At 43.2% G+C, this 18,985-nt stretch carries 13 protein-coding genes; 12 read left to right on the top strand and 1 reads right to left on the bottom strand.

What is annotated here, in order from left to right:
* The first annotated feature begins 11 nt into the window (after positions 1 to 11).
* Positions 12 to 2,093, top strand: coding sequence for an SA1320 family protein (locus H9648_RS12600; RefSeq protein ID WP_191754170.1), 2,082 nt, complete (start codon positions 12 to 14; stop codon positions 2,091 to 2,093).
* A 63-nt stretch (positions 2,094 to 2,156) separates the two neighbouring features.
* Here H9648_RS12600 and H9648_RS12595 read toward each other — a convergent pair whose 3' ends face one another.
* A complete protein-coding gene (locus H9648_RS12595; RefSeq protein ID WP_225218884.1) occupies positions 2,157 to 2,948 on the bottom strand; it encodes a helix-turn-helix domain-containing protein in 792 nt (263 codons plus the stop codon).
* 176 nt (positions 2,949 to 3,124) lie between these two features.
* Between H9648_RS12595 and H9648_RS12590 the strand changes: the two genes are divergently transcribed.
* From H9648_RS12590 to H9648_RS12540, 11 genes are all read left to right on the top strand, one after another.
* The gene (locus tag H9648_RS12590) at positions 3,125 to 4,276 is read left to right on the top strand and encodes a mandelate racemase/muconate lactonizing enzyme family protein (protein ID WP_191754169.1); all 1,152 of its coding nucleotides are present in this window, start codon (positions 3,125 to 3,127) and stop codon (positions 4,274 to 4,276) included.
* A 22-nt stretch (positions 4,277 to 4,298) separates the two neighbouring features.
* Positions 4,299 to 5,732 (top strand): aldehyde dehydrogenase, encoded by a 1,434-nt coding sequence (gene aldA / locus H9648_RS12585; RefSeq protein WP_318243525.1) that lies wholly within the window; start codon positions 4,299 to 4,301, stop codon positions 5,730 to 5,732.
* Positions 5,733 to 5,758: 26 nt separating this feature from the next.
* Positions 5,759 to 7,099 carry a lyase family protein gene (locus H9648_RS12580; RefSeq protein WP_191754352.1) on the top strand — a complete coding sequence of 447 codons (1,341 nt, stop codon included), beginning with the start codon at positions 5,759 to 5,761 and terminating at the stop codon, positions 7,097 to 7,099.
* Positions 7,083 to 8,609, top strand: coding sequence for an aldehyde dehydrogenase family protein (locus H9648_RS12575; RefSeq protein ID WP_191754168.1), 1,527 nt, complete (start codon positions 7,083 to 7,085; stop codon positions 8,607 to 8,609). The genes H9648_RS12580 and H9648_RS12575 overlap by 17 nt, the downstream gene beginning before the upstream one ends.
* A complete protein-coding gene (locus H9648_RS12570) occupies positions 8,551 to 9,819 on the top strand; it encodes a Zn-dependent alcohol dehydrogenase (RefSeq protein WP_225218882.1) in 1,269 nt (422 codons plus the stop codon). The genes H9648_RS12575 and H9648_RS12570 overlap by 59 nt, the downstream gene beginning before the upstream one ends.
* Positions 9,820 to 9,843: 24 nt before the next feature.
* Positions 9,844 to 11,031, top strand: coding sequence for an iron-containing alcohol dehydrogenase (locus tag H9648_RS12565; RefSeq protein ID WP_191754166.1), 1,188 nt, complete (start codon positions 9,844 to 9,846; stop codon positions 11,029 to 11,031).
* Between the two features lie 61 nt (positions 11,032 to 11,092).
* Positions 11,093 to 12,655 carry a BCCT family transporter gene (locus H9648_RS12560; protein ID WP_191754165.1) on the top strand — a complete coding sequence of 521 codons (1,563 nt, stop codon included), beginning with the start codon at positions 11,093 to 11,095 and terminating at the stop codon, positions 12,653 to 12,655.
* 1,109 nt (positions 12,656 to 13,764) lie between these two features.
* Positions 13,765 to 14,514, top strand: coding sequence for a 6-phosphogluconolactonase (locus H9648_RS12555; protein ID WP_191754164.1), 750 nt, complete (start codon positions 13,765 to 13,767; stop codon positions 14,512 to 14,514).
* Entirely contained in the window at positions 14,507 to 15,910 is a 1,404-nt protein-coding gene (locus H9648_RS12550; RefSeq protein ID WP_191754163.1) for a family 4 glycosyl hydrolase, read from the top strand. Before H9648_RS12555 ends, H9648_RS12550 begins: the two co-directional genes overlap by 8 nt.
* Positions 15,907 to 18,057, top strand: coding sequence for a glycoside hydrolase family 3 N-terminal domain-containing protein (locus H9648_RS12545; protein WP_191754162.1), 2,151 nt, complete (start codon positions 15,907 to 15,909; stop codon positions 18,055 to 18,057). Before H9648_RS12550 ends, H9648_RS12545 begins: the two co-directional genes overlap by 4 nt.
* Positions 18,057 to 18,827: an endonuclease/exonuclease/phosphatase family protein gene (locus H9648_RS12540; RefSeq protein ID WP_191754161.1), complete on the top strand. Its 771-nt coding sequence runs from the start codon at positions 18,057 to 18,059 to the stop codon at positions 18,825 to 18,827. Before H9648_RS12545 ends, H9648_RS12540 begins: the two co-directional genes overlap by 1 nt.
* The last annotated feature ends 158 nt before the right edge of the window (positions 18,828 to 18,985 follow it).

Genomic DNA, 18,985 nt, shown 5'->3' with positions numbered 1-18,985 from the left:
AGGAGGTTAATATGATTAAGACCCAAACGAAAACAGTTACCGATCAAGACTTAGTTGAAATATCTGGATTTCATGCCTACCAAGAATACGAAGTGAACCAAGTTGTTGAAGTCAACGGAAATTCGTACCGCGTCTTAGATGTGAAAGAATCAGAGGTAAACGGTTTAAATGCGATTACTCTTGCGTCAAACGATACGAAAGAAGTGATCGTCGCTTATACGGGTACCGACACGGGGGATAAGAAAGATTTACTCACTGACCTTCAGCTGTTGAGTGATATGGTTCCAGCACAAGTCGAGGCAGCTCGTGATTATTTTGATGATATGGAAAAGAAGTATGGCAACATCTCCTATGTGTGCGGTAACTCACTTGGCGGGGGTAACGCAAATGCTGTAGGGGTAGCGAATCCTGATGTCAAAACCGTGACACTCAACCCCGCCATGCTGCCAGAAGGTGTTGTGGATTACGGAAAAGAGTATGATAACATCACGAACTATTTTGGCCGATATGACGTGTTAACAAGTTTAGAGACCGGGTTAATGCTCGGTCATCGTATCCCTGGAAAACAGATTGAGATCAATCATGGCATTCCGAATATGATGCATTTTGCTAACAACCATACCGGATATATCGGTAAGGATGAAACGGGTAAGCTGGTTTATGTGATCGGTGAACCTGGTGAGCCTGGCTTTGGGAAGATTCATTTCGATGAAGCGGACTCAAGCGTGGTATCAAGCATCTGGACGGGACATTCCCTTCACACAGGCAGTTCTGAGCGTATCGACATGAATACAGAGAACATGCACATGCTTTCAAAGTCTTTAGAAGGTTATGTCGGCACTCGCATGGGATACGTTCATTCGTATTTACAGAACTCTGCTGAAATCGTGGATCACGAAGGAAGCCGTTATTACGAGCGACTTCATACGCTGCAGCAGACTTTCCGCGATATGTTTGAGGAGGCGGCTGAGAATCCTCTATTCGCAGGAATCACCACAACGGGTAACGTTATCAAAACAGAGATCTACCATCTCATTACTTTATTAGATAGCGCGGAATCCAAAGTTCAATCGTTAAATTACTTTTTGAACTCTCCGCCTGCCGAGCTCGTGGAATTTCTTATGAACAAAAATATAAATGTAGAATCACTCTTTGGAGACGCTAGAAACTTTCTCTACAGTCTGCGCTCAAACGTTGAAGATTTAACCGATGTACTTCCTAGAATGGTATCGCAAAAAATCCCTGAACTTTTTGAAGGTGGAACGGACCATTTTACAGATGCTGTTGTTGGTGAGTTTATGGCTCATTATAAGATTCTAAGCAAGAACAATATAACGGTAAAAAAGCACATGGATTCTTACAGCACAGATGTTACGGCAACGGCTGACAATTTTACAGAGAGAGACAAGCTGCTCGCAAGCGGCATTTCAACAGGTGTCCCTCAGTCGATTATCATACCAAACTTTGGTTCAGCCGAGGATTTCAAAATGCTAGACTCACCATACTTAAAAATGGGGATGAAAATTCTCGATATTCAACTAGAGCTCGCTATCGCAGCTTTTGGAAATTTTGCTCATAAAGTTGCATTACCACTACTTGTTGGACTTGAATTAATCACCTCCACGTTAGAAGGAATACTAGAAGGCATATCCTCTGCGATAAAAGGTGCGGTGTATGTCATTTTAAACGGAAGCTTACCTGTTAAATTGGCTGGTATGTTAACGGACTTCGACGATAAGCTTCGTGCGATGGTAAATGACGCGCTCGAGCCACTCGATGAACTTGCTGATACTGTAGAAGGTCTTCGCCGTGGACTTGACAATCTTATTGTATACTTTCCTGTACTTATCCAAAAGTTCAAGCCATACCTGAAATCTGCTCTGTTCAGTGAAACCAACTATTTCAATATTTACTTATATAATACGGCGGCAACTGGCATCCTTGAAGAAATGGATCTGTTGTTCAAAGACATTGTTTACCAGCTGACCCATAACAAAGGACTCGCGATTGATGCCTTAAGTGAAATCTCCCAACAAGTAAAAAACAATATGCTCGTGATGCATGAGCAAACAGAACGCGGGACGTATGGTTGACCTCGAAAGCTTTATGCTTTTGAGGTTTTTTAAACTCTGAATTTCATTTTAATTATATTATCGTTAAATCTTATGAGTCCTCCGAAACAGTGAAGGGCTCATTTTCATTTTCTTCGAGAATATTCTGCTGAAATAAAATCCATTGTTGTATCCGCATCTCACCGCAATATCTTCAATCGTATAGTCTGTTTCCAACAAAAGTGTGCGTGCTTTTCTTAATCGTATGGAGGTTAGATACTCAACGGGCAACACCCCTAAACTCTCTTTGAATCTTCTCGTGAATTGAACGGGACTTAAATTCAATTCCTGTGATAGAGCCTTGATGGTCATATCTGAAAAAGCGTGTTTGTTGATATGATCTAAAGCTTTATGAATGATGTGGTCATGTATTTTAGGTTCATCCTCCAATGTCCCCAGATGATTTTCCATACTGTAAGTTTGAAAAAGGTCACTAAGCAGGTGAGCTTTCCACTTGTTGCTTTGAACACTCTCATCAAACGCTATATTTATCAACCGTTCATACGTGGTAGACAAGCGTACTTCATCCTTCAACTTCAACAATCCCACAGGCATATGCTCTTCATCCAACCCTTTAAATGAAAACTGAAAAAAGTGAAACTGTAACGGTGTGAAAGCCTTACGTTTCAACGGAATATTCGGTGGACAAAGAATGATATCGCCAAACTCTGCTTGTCCACTCTCTCCTAACACCTTATAGTCGAATGTCCCATCCATGATGCAGAAAACACTGTAATGAGGGTAGGTATCTTCAGACAGGATGAACTCTTCGATATGGTCCCAGTAGGAATGCTGCTGTATTTCTATATCATGTATGTGCCATAACTCTGCCATCATGTCCACCCTCTCACCTGAAATAAAGTATATATACATGATAAATCAGTGCATGTAAAAAGTGGAGTGTTTCTTGTATTATAAAAACAAATTAATTTGAATGTTTAGAAAATAGATAAATGTAAGCGGTTAATTTTTATTCGACATACGAAACTATACAGAGAAGGGCTGAAGAATTTATGAAGATTACAGGGATTGAGATTAAACAATATTTATTACCACTAAATCCTCCATTTAAAGCAGCATGGGATCCAGAACCACGAAAGAAATTTGCTACAACGATTGTTTATGTACACACGGATGAAGGCATTACCGGTGTTGGTTCAGGCGACTTGATGATGGGGTTAGAAGGTCATGAACATCTATTTATCGGTCAAGATCCTTTTGCGATCGAACGTCACGCTCAAGTGATCGAAAACATTGATTTCCATTATGGCCGCTGCTGGCCGCTAGATCTTGCCATATGGGATCTGATGGGGAAAGCAACGGGACAGCCGGTTTATAAGCTTTTAGGTGGTAAGACGAATAAGCTTCTCGCTTACGCTTCAACGGGAGAAATCGTTACGCCGGAAGAACGAGCAGAGCGAGCACTGCGATTTGTGGATCAAGGCTTTAAAGCGATGAAGATTCGTTTTCACCATAAAGACGTGAAAGATGATATAAAGGTAGTGGAAGCCGTCCGAAAAGCAGTCGGTGATAAGCTTGAAATTATGGTGGATGCCAACCAAGGCTGGAAGATGCCATGGGATGTGGAGCGAACATGGGATCTAAAAATGGCACTTCAAGTGGCGCAAGAACTAGAGAAACTGAACGTTTTCTGGTTAGAAGAGCCGCTTCCGTCTCATCAGTTTGGATTGATGGCGAAGCTTCGTGATAAGGTTGATATCCGAATAGCTGGTGGTGAGATGAACCGTAACTGGTATGACTTTAGAGAGATGGATAAAGTTCAGTCACTCGATGTGTATCAGCCAGACGTGGCATTAGCTGGTGGAATTACGAAAGTGAAGAAGATCGCGGACCTTGTGCAAGGAAGCGGAGCATGGTTCAGCCCTCATACGTGGACGAACGGAATCGGATTACTCGCAAATCTCCATCTAGCCGTTGGCGTTTCGAACTGTCCATATTTAGAGTTCCCATATGATCCGCCAGCCTGGAGCAACGAACGACGAGATTATGTGCAAAAAGAAAAATTGATGATCGATTCAGAAGGATATCTCGTAGCTCCTGAGATGCCAGGACTTGGCATCGTATTAGATGAAGAGGCGTTAAAGAAATACGAAATCAATCATTTTTACGTTGGAGAAAGCAACAAGACGTATCAGACGACCTAAGAAAAAAAGAGGTGAGCGCAAAGTGCAAACATATAAAGCGTATATAAAAGGTGAGTTTGTTGAGAGCTCAGACTTTTTAGAAGTGAACTATCCGGCAACAGGAGAACTTGTCGCAAAAGTTCCTGCTCTAACTAAAGAAGATACAGAAGAAGCGATTGAGAGCGCACACATAGCTTTTAAGGAATGGAAAGTGACGCCTTCTTATAAGCGGGCAGAGTATGTGAGTAACCTGCTGACGCTCATGAGAAAAGAAGAGAACTTAGCGGAAATAGGAAGAGCGATCACACAAGAAACGGGTAAACCGTTTGATGCAGCAAAATCAGAAGTCTTTTACGGAGCGGATCTTGGTGAGTACCAAGCACAATGGGCGAGAAGGATTGAAGGCTCAGTGGTTGATAGCGATAGTACGAACGAAAAGATTCTTACGTATAAAGAACCACTTGGTGTCGTAGTAACCATCATTCCTTGGAACTTCCCGATCTACGTGTTGATGCGAAAAGTAGTGCCAGCATTAATCGCAGGAAACACGGTCGTAATCAAGCCGAGTATTAAGTCACCTGTTTCCGCACTAAAGCTAGCTGAACTGTTTCATGAAGCTGGGTTTCCAAAAGGTGTTGTGAACGTTGTGACCGGACTTGATGATGTAGTCGGTGAAGCACTTACCTCTTCAGCAAAAGTGAACATGGTGACGTTCACGGGAAGCACGAAGGTGGGCCGACATATCGGAGAAAAGTGTGCGGCGAATATGATTCGTTCATCACTTGAACTTGGCGGAAAAGCACCAGCGATCGTGATGGAAGACGCCGATCTTGAGCTTGCAGCGAGTGCGATCAAAGGCGGACGACTCGCAAACAGCGGACAGGTGTGCAACAACACGGAACGCGTGTATGTGCATTCAAGTGTGAAGAAGAAGTTTACGGAGATGCTTTTAGAAAAATTCCAAGAAGTGAAAGTGGGAGACGGACTGGAAACACCAGATATCGAGATGGGTCCGCTTATTAGTAAGAATGATGCGAAGCGCGTTCATAGTCTCGTTGAAGGTGCTGTCGCGGAAGGCGCTAAGATACTGTGTGGCGGCAAGATTTCAGAGGAACTCGGTGATAGCTTTTACCCGCCAACACTGTTAGATCTTTGTCATCAAGGAATGAACATCGTACATGAGGAAGTGTTTGGGCCTGTTCTTCCGATTGTTACGTTTGATTCGCTTGATGAGGTAATCGATATGGCGAACGACTCACAGTATGGATTAACATCTAACATCTATACGAACAATTACAAACATGTGATGGAGCTGACGTCACGACTTGATTGCGGAGAAGTATACGTGAACCGCCAGCAAGGTGAAGCGTATCAAGGCTATCACGGCGGATGGAAGCAGTCTGGAATCGGTGGAGATGACGGCAAGCACGGATTTGAGGAGTTCCTCCAGATCAAAACCGTTTATATGAAGTATTAAGTAAAGAAGGTGTCATCTTGAGAGAGATGAGGATCGAGGAAGACGCGTTTGGCTCAATTGAACTACCGAAGGATGCTTTATACGGAATTCAAACAGTGAGGACGATTCAGAATCTATCATTCTCGAACCGGCCACTACACCAATATCCTGCTTATGTAAAAGCACTCATTGGATTGAAGAAGGCAGCAGCGTTAGCGAATAGTGAGGCAGGGTTGCTTGCTTCAGAAATTGTGGATGCTATTACAGCTGCTTGTGAGGATATTTTAGCGGGTAGTCATCTTGAACACTTTTTAATCGATGTTCTTCACGGCGGTGGTGGCATCGGAACGAACATGAACGTCAATGAAGTGATCGCGAATCTAGCAAACGAAAAACTGGGGGAGAGTCGGGGCAGTTATCACCCTGTTCACCCGATTGATTCTGTGAATCTATCACAATCCACATCGGATGTTTGTCATACGGCCATTCGAATTGCGATCATTCATGACTTTCAGGATCTTCATCGAGTGGTAACGCAACTAATTGAAGAACTAGAAAATAAGGTTAAAAGTTTCAGAGATGTAACGACGATTGCACGTACTTGTCTTCAAGATGGAATGAGGGCAAAACTCAGTGACTTTTTTAGCGGCTATGTTTCTATGTTGAGTAGAAGACTAACTTCTTTAGAAAAAAGGATCGACCAACTTTATTTTATTAATCTAGGTGGAACGGTCATTGGGTCAGGACTCGGGGCATCTCCCGAGTACCGTGCTGTCGTTTTAGATAAGCTGTGTGAAGTGATAGAAATGCCTTTAGGGTTGCGAGAGAACTTGTACGATGCAGCGCAGAATATGGATGATTTAGCCGCAGTTTCGAGTGAACTTAGATTGCTAGCAACATGTTTGATCAAGATGGCAAAAGACTTAAGGTTATTATCTTCAGGACCTGAAGCTGGATTCGGTGAGCTTAAGCTGCCAGCGGTGCAAGCCGGTTCCTCTTTTTTTCCTGGAAAAGTGAATCCTGTCGTACCGGAAACGTTGATTCAATGCTGTTTTCAAGTGTTGGGAAGTGACCGAGCTGTTCAAGCCACACTGGAGCATGGGGAGCTGAACCTTAATGTGTTTGAAGGAACTGCGGGCATCAACATTTTGGAAGCGTTATCAATGTTGAAAAGCGCGATAACTACATTTCATAACAATTGCATAGCGAGGTTGGACGCGAACCGTGAGAGATGTGAAGCGCTCTCCAACACGTTCATCCCTGTCATCGTAGATTTGAAAGAACAACACGGCTACGCTGCTGTTTCCACATTACTAAAGGAACACGGCAGAGAAGGCGTGAAACATTTAATGAGTGATGGAGGCGAGAGTAATGACACAAGTAAATGAAGAAGTACGTTTTAAAGGAATTCATCAGCCAAAGTTAGAGTGGGCAGAAAGCTGGTTACAAGAAACGAAGAAACTTTACATTAAAGGCCAGTGGGTGGATGCCGCGAGCGGAGAACTTATCACTTCTACAAATCCTGCGAACGGAAAAGTAAACGGCACGTTTCAGAGTGCAACAAAAGAAGACATTGATCAAGCTGTTGAAGGAGCGCGTTATGCGTTTGACCAAGGGCCATGGCGAACGGTTTCCCGAAAAGAGCGTGCTAAGATTTTACGTCAGATCAGTGCGTTGATCGCTGAACATCAAGCTGAACTCGCGACACTTGAAACGCTGGATAACGGTAAGCTCTACACCGAATCATACCAAGATGATGTGCAGGAAGCGTCCGATATCTTCGAGTATTATGCAGGCTGGACGGATAAGTATTACGGTGAGAACAATCCTGTTGATGGTGACTTCTTAAGCTACACAACGCGTGATCCGATCGGTGTTTGTGCTCAAATCGTACCGTTCAACTTTCCAATCTGTATGGCAGCTTGGAAACTGGCGCCAGCTCTTGCGATGGGGAACACGGTCATTCTAAAACCATCGAGCACAACATCGTACTCTGCGATTCGTCTGTTTGAAATTATTGATGAAGCAAACATCTTGCCTCCTGGTGTGCTGAACTTGATTTTAGGAAAAGGGTCGATCGGATCTCATCTGAGCCGTCACATGGACGTGGATAAAGTGTCTTTCACTGGAAGTACAGGTGTCGGAAAGCAGCTTGTTCATGATTCTGCAGACTCTAACTTAAAGCCAGTCACACTTGAACTCGGTGGAAAGTCACCGAACATCCTTTTCAGCGATGCACCGGACTTGGATGCAGCGATCGAACGCTCGTTTTATGGACTCTTCACACATAAAGGAGAAAAGTGTTCGGCTCCGACTCGTTTGTTAGTCGAACGTGACATTTATGAGAAAGTGGTGGAAAAAATCGCGGAGTACGCAAACAGCTACACGTGCGGCGATCCATTTCACCCCGATACACATCAAGGTGCACAAGTAACGAAGGAACATATGGAGTCTATTCTTTCTTATATTGAAAGTGGAAAAGAAGAAGGTGCGCGTCTTGTTGCTGGTGGAGAGCGAGATGTTGAGGATGAGAACGCTAACGGCTATTTTGTTCGTCCGACAATTTTTGCGGATGTCCACAACAAGATGAAGATCGCGCAAGAAGAAATCTTTGGTCCCGTTCTTTGTATCATTCCTTTTGATACAGAAGAAGAAGCGGTGTCGATCGCGAACGATACGATCTACGGATTGGCAGCAGGTCTTTGGACGCGTGATGTATCTCGGGCAAACCGAGTAGCACGACGACTAGAAGCAGGTATGGTCTTTATCAACAAGTACGGATGCTATGACTTCGCAAGTCCGTTCGGCGGTTGGAAGCAGAGCGGATGGGGCAAGGAATATGCCGTACATTCACTACAATCGTATACAAAAACAAAAGCAATCTGGATGGCCTTTTAAAAAATTCATAGAGAAGATGAGGGAACGAGCGATGAAAATGAAGGCGGCTGTTATGACAGGTGTTGGAATGCCTCTTAGTATTCAAGAGGTGGACCTAGCGGAACCAAAAGCCAATGAAGTGCTTGTCAAAATCGAGGCAACGGGTGTTTGCCATAGCGATTTAAATGCAGTGAATGATGCAACGACACCAATTCCGACCATTTTAGGTCACGAAGGAGCGGGAACGGTTGTGTCAGTTGGGCCAAACGTCTATAAAGTGAAGCCAGGTGATAAGGTGGCGCTCAGCTGGGTGCCATATTGTGGAACGTGTGAGTTTTGTGTAACAGGAGCTGTCCATTTATGTGAATCCGCTTTTGGGCCGATGTTTGATGGCACATTACTCGATGGAACGTCTCGCTTAAGTCATAACGGTGAGAAGATCTATCACAATTCTCTTTTGTCTACTTTCGCTGAGTATGCGGTAGTGCCTGAGTTGTCTTGTGTAAAATTGCCGAATGAGATGCCACTGGCACAAGCTTCTTTAATAGGCTGTGGTGTGGCGACAGGTTACGGAGCAGCGGTTAATGCAGCAAAAGTAACACCTGGCTCGACAGTCGCTGTTTTCGGAATCGGTGGCGTTGGGGTCAACGCTATTCAAGGCGCTAAGATTGCAGGTGCTTCCAAGATTATTGCCTGTGACGTAAAGCCAGCCAACCTTGACATCGCAAAGCAATTTGGTGCGACGCATACAGTGAACGTGACCGAAGGGGATGCAGCTGAAGCTCTGAGGAACTTAACGGGCGGATTTGGTGTGCATTTTGCGATCGACTGTTCTGGCAACACGCGTGCGACAGAAAGTGCGTGGAATGGAACGCGAAAAGGTGGAACGGTCGTTGTAGTTGGCGCCTTCAATCCTGCCGCAGCCCTCAATCTTCCAGCAGGAGGCTTTCATCGTGTTGGTAAAATTCTAAAGGGAAGCTTCTACGGTGACACACAGCCTTATCGTGATTTTCCCACGATTGCGCAGCTCTATTTAGATGGCAAGTTCAAACTAGATGAGCTGGTTCTTGATCGTATCTCTCTTGATGATATCAACAAAGCGTTTGACTCGTTTCATGATTGTAACTGTATCAATGTGGGGCGATCGGTGATTGAGTTTTCCCCGGCAGCGCCAATTGAAACGGCAGATAAAGTTGAAGTACAGATCGAAGTGACAAAGCTGTCTCTGTAAAAGTGAAATAAAGGAGGAAGTTAGATGAGTACACTATTTGAGTTTGCACCTAAGACCCGTGTCGCGTATGGCATCGGTCGCTATCTTCAGATTGGAAATGATGTTAAAAGTCTAAGCGGTGAATCTAAAGCAGTTGTTGTAACGGACCCAGGCGTAGTTGGCGTTGGACTCGCGGATCTGGTTTTAAAAGCGCTTGAAGAAGGCGGTGTGGAAACACGTCTGTTCAGCAACGTGCAAAGTGATCCGAGTGCGGATTCTATTGATGAAGCATCTGAGGTGATCCGGAGCTTCGGTGCCACATGTGTGATCGGTCTTGGCGGCGGGTCTGCGATGGACGTAGCAAAGATGGCAGCTCTAGTTGCAGGTGGCGAACAGTCTGCGATGCATTACGCCTTGATGGCAAATCCGTTTCCTTTTAAAGTAATCAAAACGATCATGCTGCCGACCACATCAGGCACAGGGGCAGAAGTGACGAGTACAGTCGTGTTCTCCACGCCAGAAAAACGAAAAGTATGGGGATGGGATGAAAACATGGCTCCTGAACTCGCTATTTTAGAACCGGAATTCACGAAAGCACTTCCTGGATTCTTAACAGCCGCTACAACTCTTGACGCACTCGTTCATGCGATAGAAGCATGTACGGGAAAACGATCGAACCCGTTCATTGAAGCGTTGAGTCTGCAGAGTGTTCAGTTAATCGCAGAGAACTTTGAAAAAGCATTAGAGACGCCTGACGATTTAGAAGCGCGTGGAAATCTAGCATTGGCCGCAACTCTAGCGGGGATGGCCATCGAGCAAGGCGGAACAGGCATCGCTCATTGCATTGGTCACGCTCTAGGAACGGTTGGACGCATCCATCATGGACGAGCTGTTGCGATCGCGTTGAATGTCGCGTATGCATGGAACGCGGAGAAAGAGGTAGGAATTCATGCGAAGATCGCTAAAGCGATGGGCGTTGATGGAGCTGGCTTAACTGAAAAAGAACTGGCACTAGCTGGAGCGGAAGAATATAGTCGTCTCGTTGAAGTGAGTGGTTTGAAGCTTTCGTTGTATGATGATGGATTAACGAAAGTGAACATCAGACAGCTTGTGGAGACGATGCAATCGGGAGAAAATGCACCGATGTTAAACAATAACTGTCGAGAAGCAAGTATAGACGATCTCCAAAGATTTGCGAATAACATCCTAGAACTTCAACCTTTAGAAGCATAAGATTTTTTGTAATCGCTTTCTGATTTTAAACGTTTGTTTAAGGATAAGGGGGATGAAAGGGATGAAGAATATTCGTCACAGTGTGTTTTGGCCACCGTTTTTACTTTTAGTGGTAGCGGCATTTCTGAGTTTTACAAATAGAGAGTGGTTTATTAAGACGGCAACTGATGCAAACAACTGGCTTCTAGCAAACCTCGGCTGGCTGTTCAGTTTAGGCGGAATGCTGATGCTCGTAACCGTAGTAGGTGTTTACTTTTCACCACTCGGTAAAGTGAAAATCGGTGGAAGTAAGGCTGAACCATTGTTAAAGCTTCGTAACTGGATCGCGATCACGTTGTGTACAACGATCGCAGCTGGTGTAACGTTCTGGGGCTTTATCGAGCCGATCTATCATCTAACAGCACCACCAGAATCACTTGGAATTAAGGCAAATAGCGCGGAAGCCGCAGTTTTTTCTATGTCCACGATGTACCTTCACTGGACGGTAACGCCTTACGCGATCTATTGTGTTCCGGCACTTATGTTTGCATTTGCTTACTACAACATGCGTAAGCCGTTCTCTCTAAGCTCAACGCTCGCTCCACTTTTAGGTGATCGTGTATCAGGAGGCTGGGGAAAAACGGTTGACGCTCTTTGTTTGTACACGCTCGCTCTAGGTATGGCAGCAGCGATGGGGACGACGATTTTGAACCTCGCCGGGGGAGTGAACTATCTAACGGATTTGCCGAGCAATCCAACGATGTGGGCGGTAATCGCGGCGGTTGTTATGATTACGTTCGTAATATCAGCTTCAAGTGGTTTGATGAAAGGCATTCGTATCCTTTCTGACATTAATATGAAAGTGTATGTAGTCGTTATTCTTTTCTTATTTATTGCAGGACCAACCGCATTTATCGTGAATTTGGGAACAGAGTCGTTCGGAAATTTTTTATCTAATTTCTTTGAAAAGAGTCTGTTTACCGGAGCTGCAGCTGGCGATCAATGGCCACAATGGTGGACAGTATTCTACTGGGCGAACTGGTTTGCTTGGGCAGCGATTACAGCACTATTCTTAGGTCGGATCTCGTATGGATATACAGTTCGTGCATTTATTCTAGTAAACTTCGGTCTGCCATCCGTGTTCGGTGCGATCTGGATGACAATTTTCGGTGGAACTTCTATCCATCAGCAGATGACAGAAGGCAAACTAGGCGATATTTTAACAAACAGCGGACCAGAATCCGTTCTTTATTCCGTACTATCTGATCTGCCGTTGTCCTTTCTTCTTATTCCGTTTTACTTATTTATCGTATTCATCTCATTCGTAACCGCAGCCGATTCCAACATCTCAGCTATGGGCGGAATCAGTGCGACAGGCATCACACCAGAAAGCCCAGAGCCAGACTTCAGAATCAAAGTTATATGGGGAGTAGCAGTAGGAACAATCTCCTGGATCATGATCTCTTTCGCGAAGATCGATGGGATTAAGATGCTATCAAATCTTGGTGGCGTACCAGCGTTGTTGCTGTGTTTGTTTATCGTAGTGGCGCTGATTAAAGTGGCGCGTGCACCAGAGAAGTATGATGTGAGTGAAAGAGATTCTGATGGTGACGAGTATTCTGAGGGTATGAAGGATGTAGTGTGATTTGGGAGCACCTGAGCCGGGATGGCTTGGGTGTTTTTTTATTTTAAACAGCAACCTTATTTTTAAATTACGTAACAAGTTTAGGGAATCTTAAAAACGAAACCTTCTATTCCAATCGCCGTATAAAATATATAAGCTTTAAACCTAAGATGATTGAGGGATTATTATGACACGGAAAAAGAAAGTAGCAAAGATTTTATTATGGGGTATATTATTATCACTACCATTATGGCTTCTTTTCGTATTAATCATTGTTACTATTCGAATAATATATTAAAAAAAGGAAGCTTTATGCTGTATAGAAATAGATGTAATAGAGGTTTGTAGCTTTGCAAGGCTAACATCGTCGTCCAGAATTAAAAGTACATTTTCCCAAAGAAGAAAATGTGCTTTTTTGTGATTTCACCTATAATATTTAAACAGATGTTCAAGCATGAGTGTAGTGGAATAGTCATAATTACGAATAAAGGAGAGAATATCTTTGTTCTTTAAGCACAATGAAAATATTAAACAGAAGAATGTTAATATTGCTTGTTGGAGTACGTTTACCGTATGGGCAGTACTGCTGTTAATTAATTCGTTCTATGAATTTTTCATGGATAAAGAATTTATTGCTAGCTCTTTTACTATATTAGTTATTGGTTTAGTCGTGTTTTTTATAGTTGAAGCCTTCTTAAATATCTATGATAGAAAGTCGGAAAGATCCCGAAACTTATGAGAAAGAGGTTAGACCCATGCTGAACATATTCATTCTCTTAGCGTTTATACTAGCCCTAGGTTATAACATTTATGTCAAAACGACTTTTTCCCTTGTGGTTGTGTTGGTTATTACAGCTATTGGGATTGTCTACAGAATTTTTAGCGCGAAGAATAAGAAAGAAAAAAATCAAGCATATAAATAATACATAATGAAGGAGCCAAACCAAGACGGTAAGGCTCTTTTGTATATTGTAAGTAGCTAAACAGCCTATAACATTACTATGGGTATATTTTTAGAAAATTAAGAAATAGGTATTTCATTTTAAAAAGCAACTGTTATACTTACCTTAACTGGTAATGACATCATTACTATATGTAACCTCTCTGTACTCAAATTGGAGTGACAATATATGATTAAAATCTTTGAAGATGAACAAGCCGTAACAAACCAAGTCGCCAAAGAAATGATGCAACATCTATTAAATGACGAAAACCCGGTATTCTGCCTAGCATCCGGCACAACACCAAAAAAAAGCTACCTTCAGTTTGTTGGGGAAGCAAAGAACAATCCAAGGCTAAAGGATTTAAGAATCGTAAGTCTAGACGAATGGGTGGGCATTGATCGAACTTCTGAAGGAAGCTGTTATCAGATGCTGAACAAAGACCTGTTTTCTCCATTAGAACTTCGGGATTCGCAGATTGAATTCTTTGACGGAACAGCGCCGGATTTTCAAAACGAGTGCCACCGTATTGATCGGTTTATTGAAAATAATCCTATTACATTTAGTTTGATGGGTGTTGGGATGAACGGGCATATCGGTTTAAATGAGCCGGGCTGTTCGGTTTTAGATCATAGCTGTGTTGTCGACCTATCGGAAAAAACAAAGATTGTCGCGCAAAAGTACTTTAATCAACCAACTTCACTTAAAAAGGGAATAACGCTCGGTCTAGGTCAAATCATGAAAAGTAAAAGGGTCATTGTAGTGATGACGGGTGAAAGAAAAGCTGAAATCGCAAAAGAAATCATAATGAACCGGGAAGCTCAACTACCAGCTCAGGTTCTATTAGGATACGACCATATTGATTTCTATCTAGATCGAGAAGCGGCGAAGTGGATTGATGAAGCATCACTTAAAAAGGAGAATGATCTACATGAATAAGATGAAGGTATCACTAATCGGGGCAGGCAGCATATCGTTCGCTTTAGGAGCACTGCAGGATCTCGTTTTGTCAAAACGACTGAAAACAGAAGTCCAACTAGAGATTGCGCTCATGGACATCAGTGAAGAAAACGTGAACCGCACGTATACATATGCGACAGAAATGTTTCAGGCTTTTGAGAATCCGGCGAAGATTTGGCAGACTACAAATCTGGAAGAAGCTTTACGTGACTCCCATTTTGTAATCGTTGCCATTGAGAGAGAACGTTACCATTACTGGTCTCAAGATTTTCATATTCCGCGCCGTTACGGCAGCAAACAGATCTATGGAGAGAACGGAGGTCCGGGGTCGATGTTCCATACGCTCCGAAACATGGGTCCGATGCTTGAAATCGCAAAAACGATGGAAAGAGTTTGTCCTGATGCATGGTTCATTAACTATACGAATCCTGAAGCAAAGTTAGTTGAAGCCATCTCAAAACTTACATCGATCAAGGTAGTAGGCTTGTGTCATGGCTTAGACATGGGCATTCATCAGTTAGCAGAGTTTTTGGAGCGGGATGCGAACGAAATTGGAGTAGAAGGTGGAGGGCTGAACCACTTCGGCTTTTTTACAAAAATCTACGATAAAAAGACAGGCGAAGATCTGTATCCACTTTTTGATCAAAAAGAAAAAGAGGCAAACGCCTTAGCCCAATTCGACCATCTCGGGTTGTCGAGAACGATGTATCGCACGTATGGCTATTATCCGTATCCGGGAACAAACCATATTGGTGAGTATGTGTCATATGCCGAAGACTTTTACGCAGGGTTGTCTCTTTTATACCGGTACGACCCGATCCGAGAGAAGCTGTGGGAAAAGGATTCAAGGGTTCCTGATTTTGTATACAGTGCAAGTAGCCACGTTCTAGATAAGAAATTGTTTCCGAAGGACGATTCTTATGAGCAGTGGACGGAACAGGCTTATGTCTTTAAAAAGGAGAACGTACAGCGAAGTCATGAATATGCGATTCCCATTATCGAAGCGATCTACTTCGATGACGAGATCGAGCTAAACGCCGTTAACATGCAGAATAACGGTGCGATAAAAGGATTGCCTGACGATATGGTGGTCGAAACACAAGCAATAGTGAACGGAAACGGAATCTCGTTAAAGCCGATGACGGTAGAACTGCCAACGGCGATTATCGGAACCATTCATATTCAAGGTACGATCCATAAATTACTGATCGAGGCATTCCTTGAAAAATCAAAGACAAAGTTACTACAAGCAATCCTATTAGATCCGCAAGCACCAACCTATTATCAAGCCTGTGCCATGATCGATGAGATGTGTGAGCTGCAAAAAGAAATTCTGCCAAAATTAGAGTGGAAGTCGGGTGAGGAGCTGCAATGAATGTAGAGAACATACAAACGTTACTTCAAGAGATGTCGTTAAAAGAGAAAATCGGTCAGCTCACTCAGATTACAGGAGAGCATTACGTCGGGAAGATTGACGGTGAGATGGTAGAAACGGGTCCAGGGTATTGGGATCAGCTTTTAGAAGGAGACACGTTATACACGATAGGAAGTGTGATCGGTGTTTCGAGTGCTAAGGCGACGAACATGATTCAGTCAGCCTATTTAGAAAAGTCGCGATTGAAAATACCACTTCTTTTTATGCACGATGCCATTCATGGCTATAAGACAATCTTTCCGATTCCACTCGCCCTTTCTTGTACGTGGGACGAAGGAATTTTAGAAAAAGTTGCTGCACATACGGCATCAGAATTACGGGCTGCAGGCATTACGGTAAACTTCTCTCCAATGGTCGACCTTGTACGGGATGCTAGGTGGGGAAGAGTGATGGAGTCGTTTGGTGAGGACCATCTGTTATCAGGTAATCTGGGTGGGGCTATGATCAAAGGGTACCAAAAAGATAGTGATGGCAAAATTTCAAATGAAGGAGTAGCTGCCTGTCTCAAACATTTTGCAGCATATGGCGCGGCTATTGGTGGCAAGGACTATAACACGGTCGATATGTCGATGCGCGAGTTTTTCGAGTACTACGGTAAGCCTTACGAAATCGCGCTCAAAGACAAGCCGAAGTTTGTGATGAGCTCGTTCAACACCTTTAATGGAATACCGGTTACGGCGAGTGAAGAGATGATGAAAGATATTTTGCGAGATCGCTATCAGTTTGAAGACATTGTGATCTCAGATTGGGGTGCAGTCGCGGAGCTGCAAAACCATAGAGTGGCTGCAAATGGAAAAGAAGCGGCAGAGTTAGCACTAACCGCTGGAATTGATATTGAGATGGTATCCACGCTTTATCTTGAAAACTATCAGGAGATTTTAACGAAACATCCAAATCTACTGGAGGATATTGATGCTGCCGTTCTTAAGATTTTACACTTGAAAAATGAACTTGGATTATTTGAGAATCCTTATGTAGATGAAGAAAAAGAGAAACAGGTTATCTTAAATGAGGAATTTCTACAATTCTCAAAAGAAGCGGCTAAGAAAAGCTGTGTGTTGTTGAAGAATGAAGACATGTTGCCCATTCCAAAAAATGTGAAAAACGTCTTAATCGTTGGACCGTTCGCGAAAACGAAAGAGCTGCTCGGGAACTGGCCGTGCAAAGGAAGTTTTGATGATGTCATCTCACTACCGGAAGGACTGCAATCACTTGATGGTGCGTTAAGCGTCAAATCGTATGAAACGTTAGAGGAGTGTCCGCAGAATGAACGTGTTCAGTCTGACTATATCATTGCGGCTGTTGGAGAGCGTTGGGATTTAAGTGGCGAGGGACACAGCAGTGTGCATATAGAGCTCGAGGATAAGCAACAGGAATTGATCCGGGAGATTAAGCGTTTAAACAAGCCTTATGTTTGCGTTTGTTTCTCCGGAAGACCGTTAGCGCTGCAAAATCTTATTGATGATATTCCAGCTCTCCTTTGGTGTTGGTACCCTGGAACACAAGCGGGTGCTGCGATTGCTGAACTTTTAACAGGAAAAGATACGCCTTCAGGGAAACTAACGATGTCGTTTCCGCGTTATTCATCACAAGTTCCAATCTACTATAACGAATACAGCTCTGGTCGTCCGGCGAATGACTCAAGCTATAGCAGTCGTTATCAGGATTGTGAAGTGGGTCCGCTGTTCTCGTTTGGTGATGGACTTACGTATACGAACACAAAATATAGCGATATTAAAATTTCTAACAGCGTATTGAAGGATGGCGAAGAACTAACCATCTCGTTCCAAGTGGAGAATCAAAGTTCATACGAGTATTCGGAAATCGTAATTCTCTATATAGAAGATCTCGTCTCAAAAGTTGTTCGCCCAACAAGAGAAATGAAAAAATATAAAGTGGTACATGTGCCGGCTCATGAAACGGTTAGTGTGGAATTGACCCTAAAAGTAGAGGATCTAAAGTATTTAAACAATTCCCTGCAACCAAGTATCGAGCCTGGTACATTCAACATTTATATCAATGACTTGAAGCAGCCTGTAGGTACGTTCAATTACGAAGTTGAAACGATAGGGGTGCGAAACAGCTGATGAAAGTGATGACGTTTAATATAAGAGTGGATATTCCTGGTCTCCAAGAGAATGCTTGGGGTGATCGGTATAAAGGCGTCAGTCAGTTAATCAACGACGAGTCGCCTGTTATTGTTGGGATGCAAGAAGCGAATGAGTCTATGATTCGTGATGTGATGCAGAATCTATCAATCTATGACTGGACAGGTGAGCCACGCCGAAGAGGTGATGAAGGGACACCAATCTTTTATCGAACAGATCTGTTCACATTACTAGATTCAGATACATTTTGGCTATCTGAAACGCCGAACGAGGTAGGAAGTATGAGCTGGAATACGAGCTATCCACGTGTGTGTACGTGGGCTGAGTTATCACTTATTGAAGGACCAAATACTAGATTCCGAGTGTTCAACACCCATCTGGATCATATGAGTGAAGAAGCGCGTGTTCAAGGAATCAAGCTCATTGGAGAGACGATTCATAGATTGAACCAGACATCACATCTGCCATTTCTGTTGATGGGAGATTTTAATGATGTTCCTAGTAGTAAGACGTTTCAGTATTGTGAAAAAGAGCTGCAGTTAAAGAAAGCGTTTAAGACGATGGGTGAAAATATTGAAGACCGACTAACCTTTCATGATTTTAAAGGAGATGTGCAAGGTGAACCGATAGATTTTATCTTTACTTCTCAAGACGTAATGATCTCTCAATCCAAGATTATTCGAACAAAAATGGAGCACGGTTACCCTTCCGATCATTATCCGGTGACTGTGGAAATAGAGCTAAAATAGGTACAAATATATAAATTTCAGAAAATTAACAAAAATAGATTGTGAGTTAGAGAGGGATGTGGTAATTTAAAATAAAATAAAAACGTTTTTATATTTCGGTGCAGATTCGAGATTTTATACTTTAGAAGATGAGAAAAGAACCGGAAATACGAAAGGGA

The sequence above is a fragment of the Fictibacillus norfolkensis genome (assembly GCF_014836645.1).
In the GTDB taxonomy this organism is placed as follows: domain Bacteria; phylum Bacillota; class Bacilli; order Bacillales; family Fictibacillaceae; genus Fictibacillus; species Fictibacillus norfolkensis.
The sequence above is the reverse complement of the archived record's forward strand: the minus strand, read 5'-3'. Positions and strand labels throughout refer to the sequence as shown.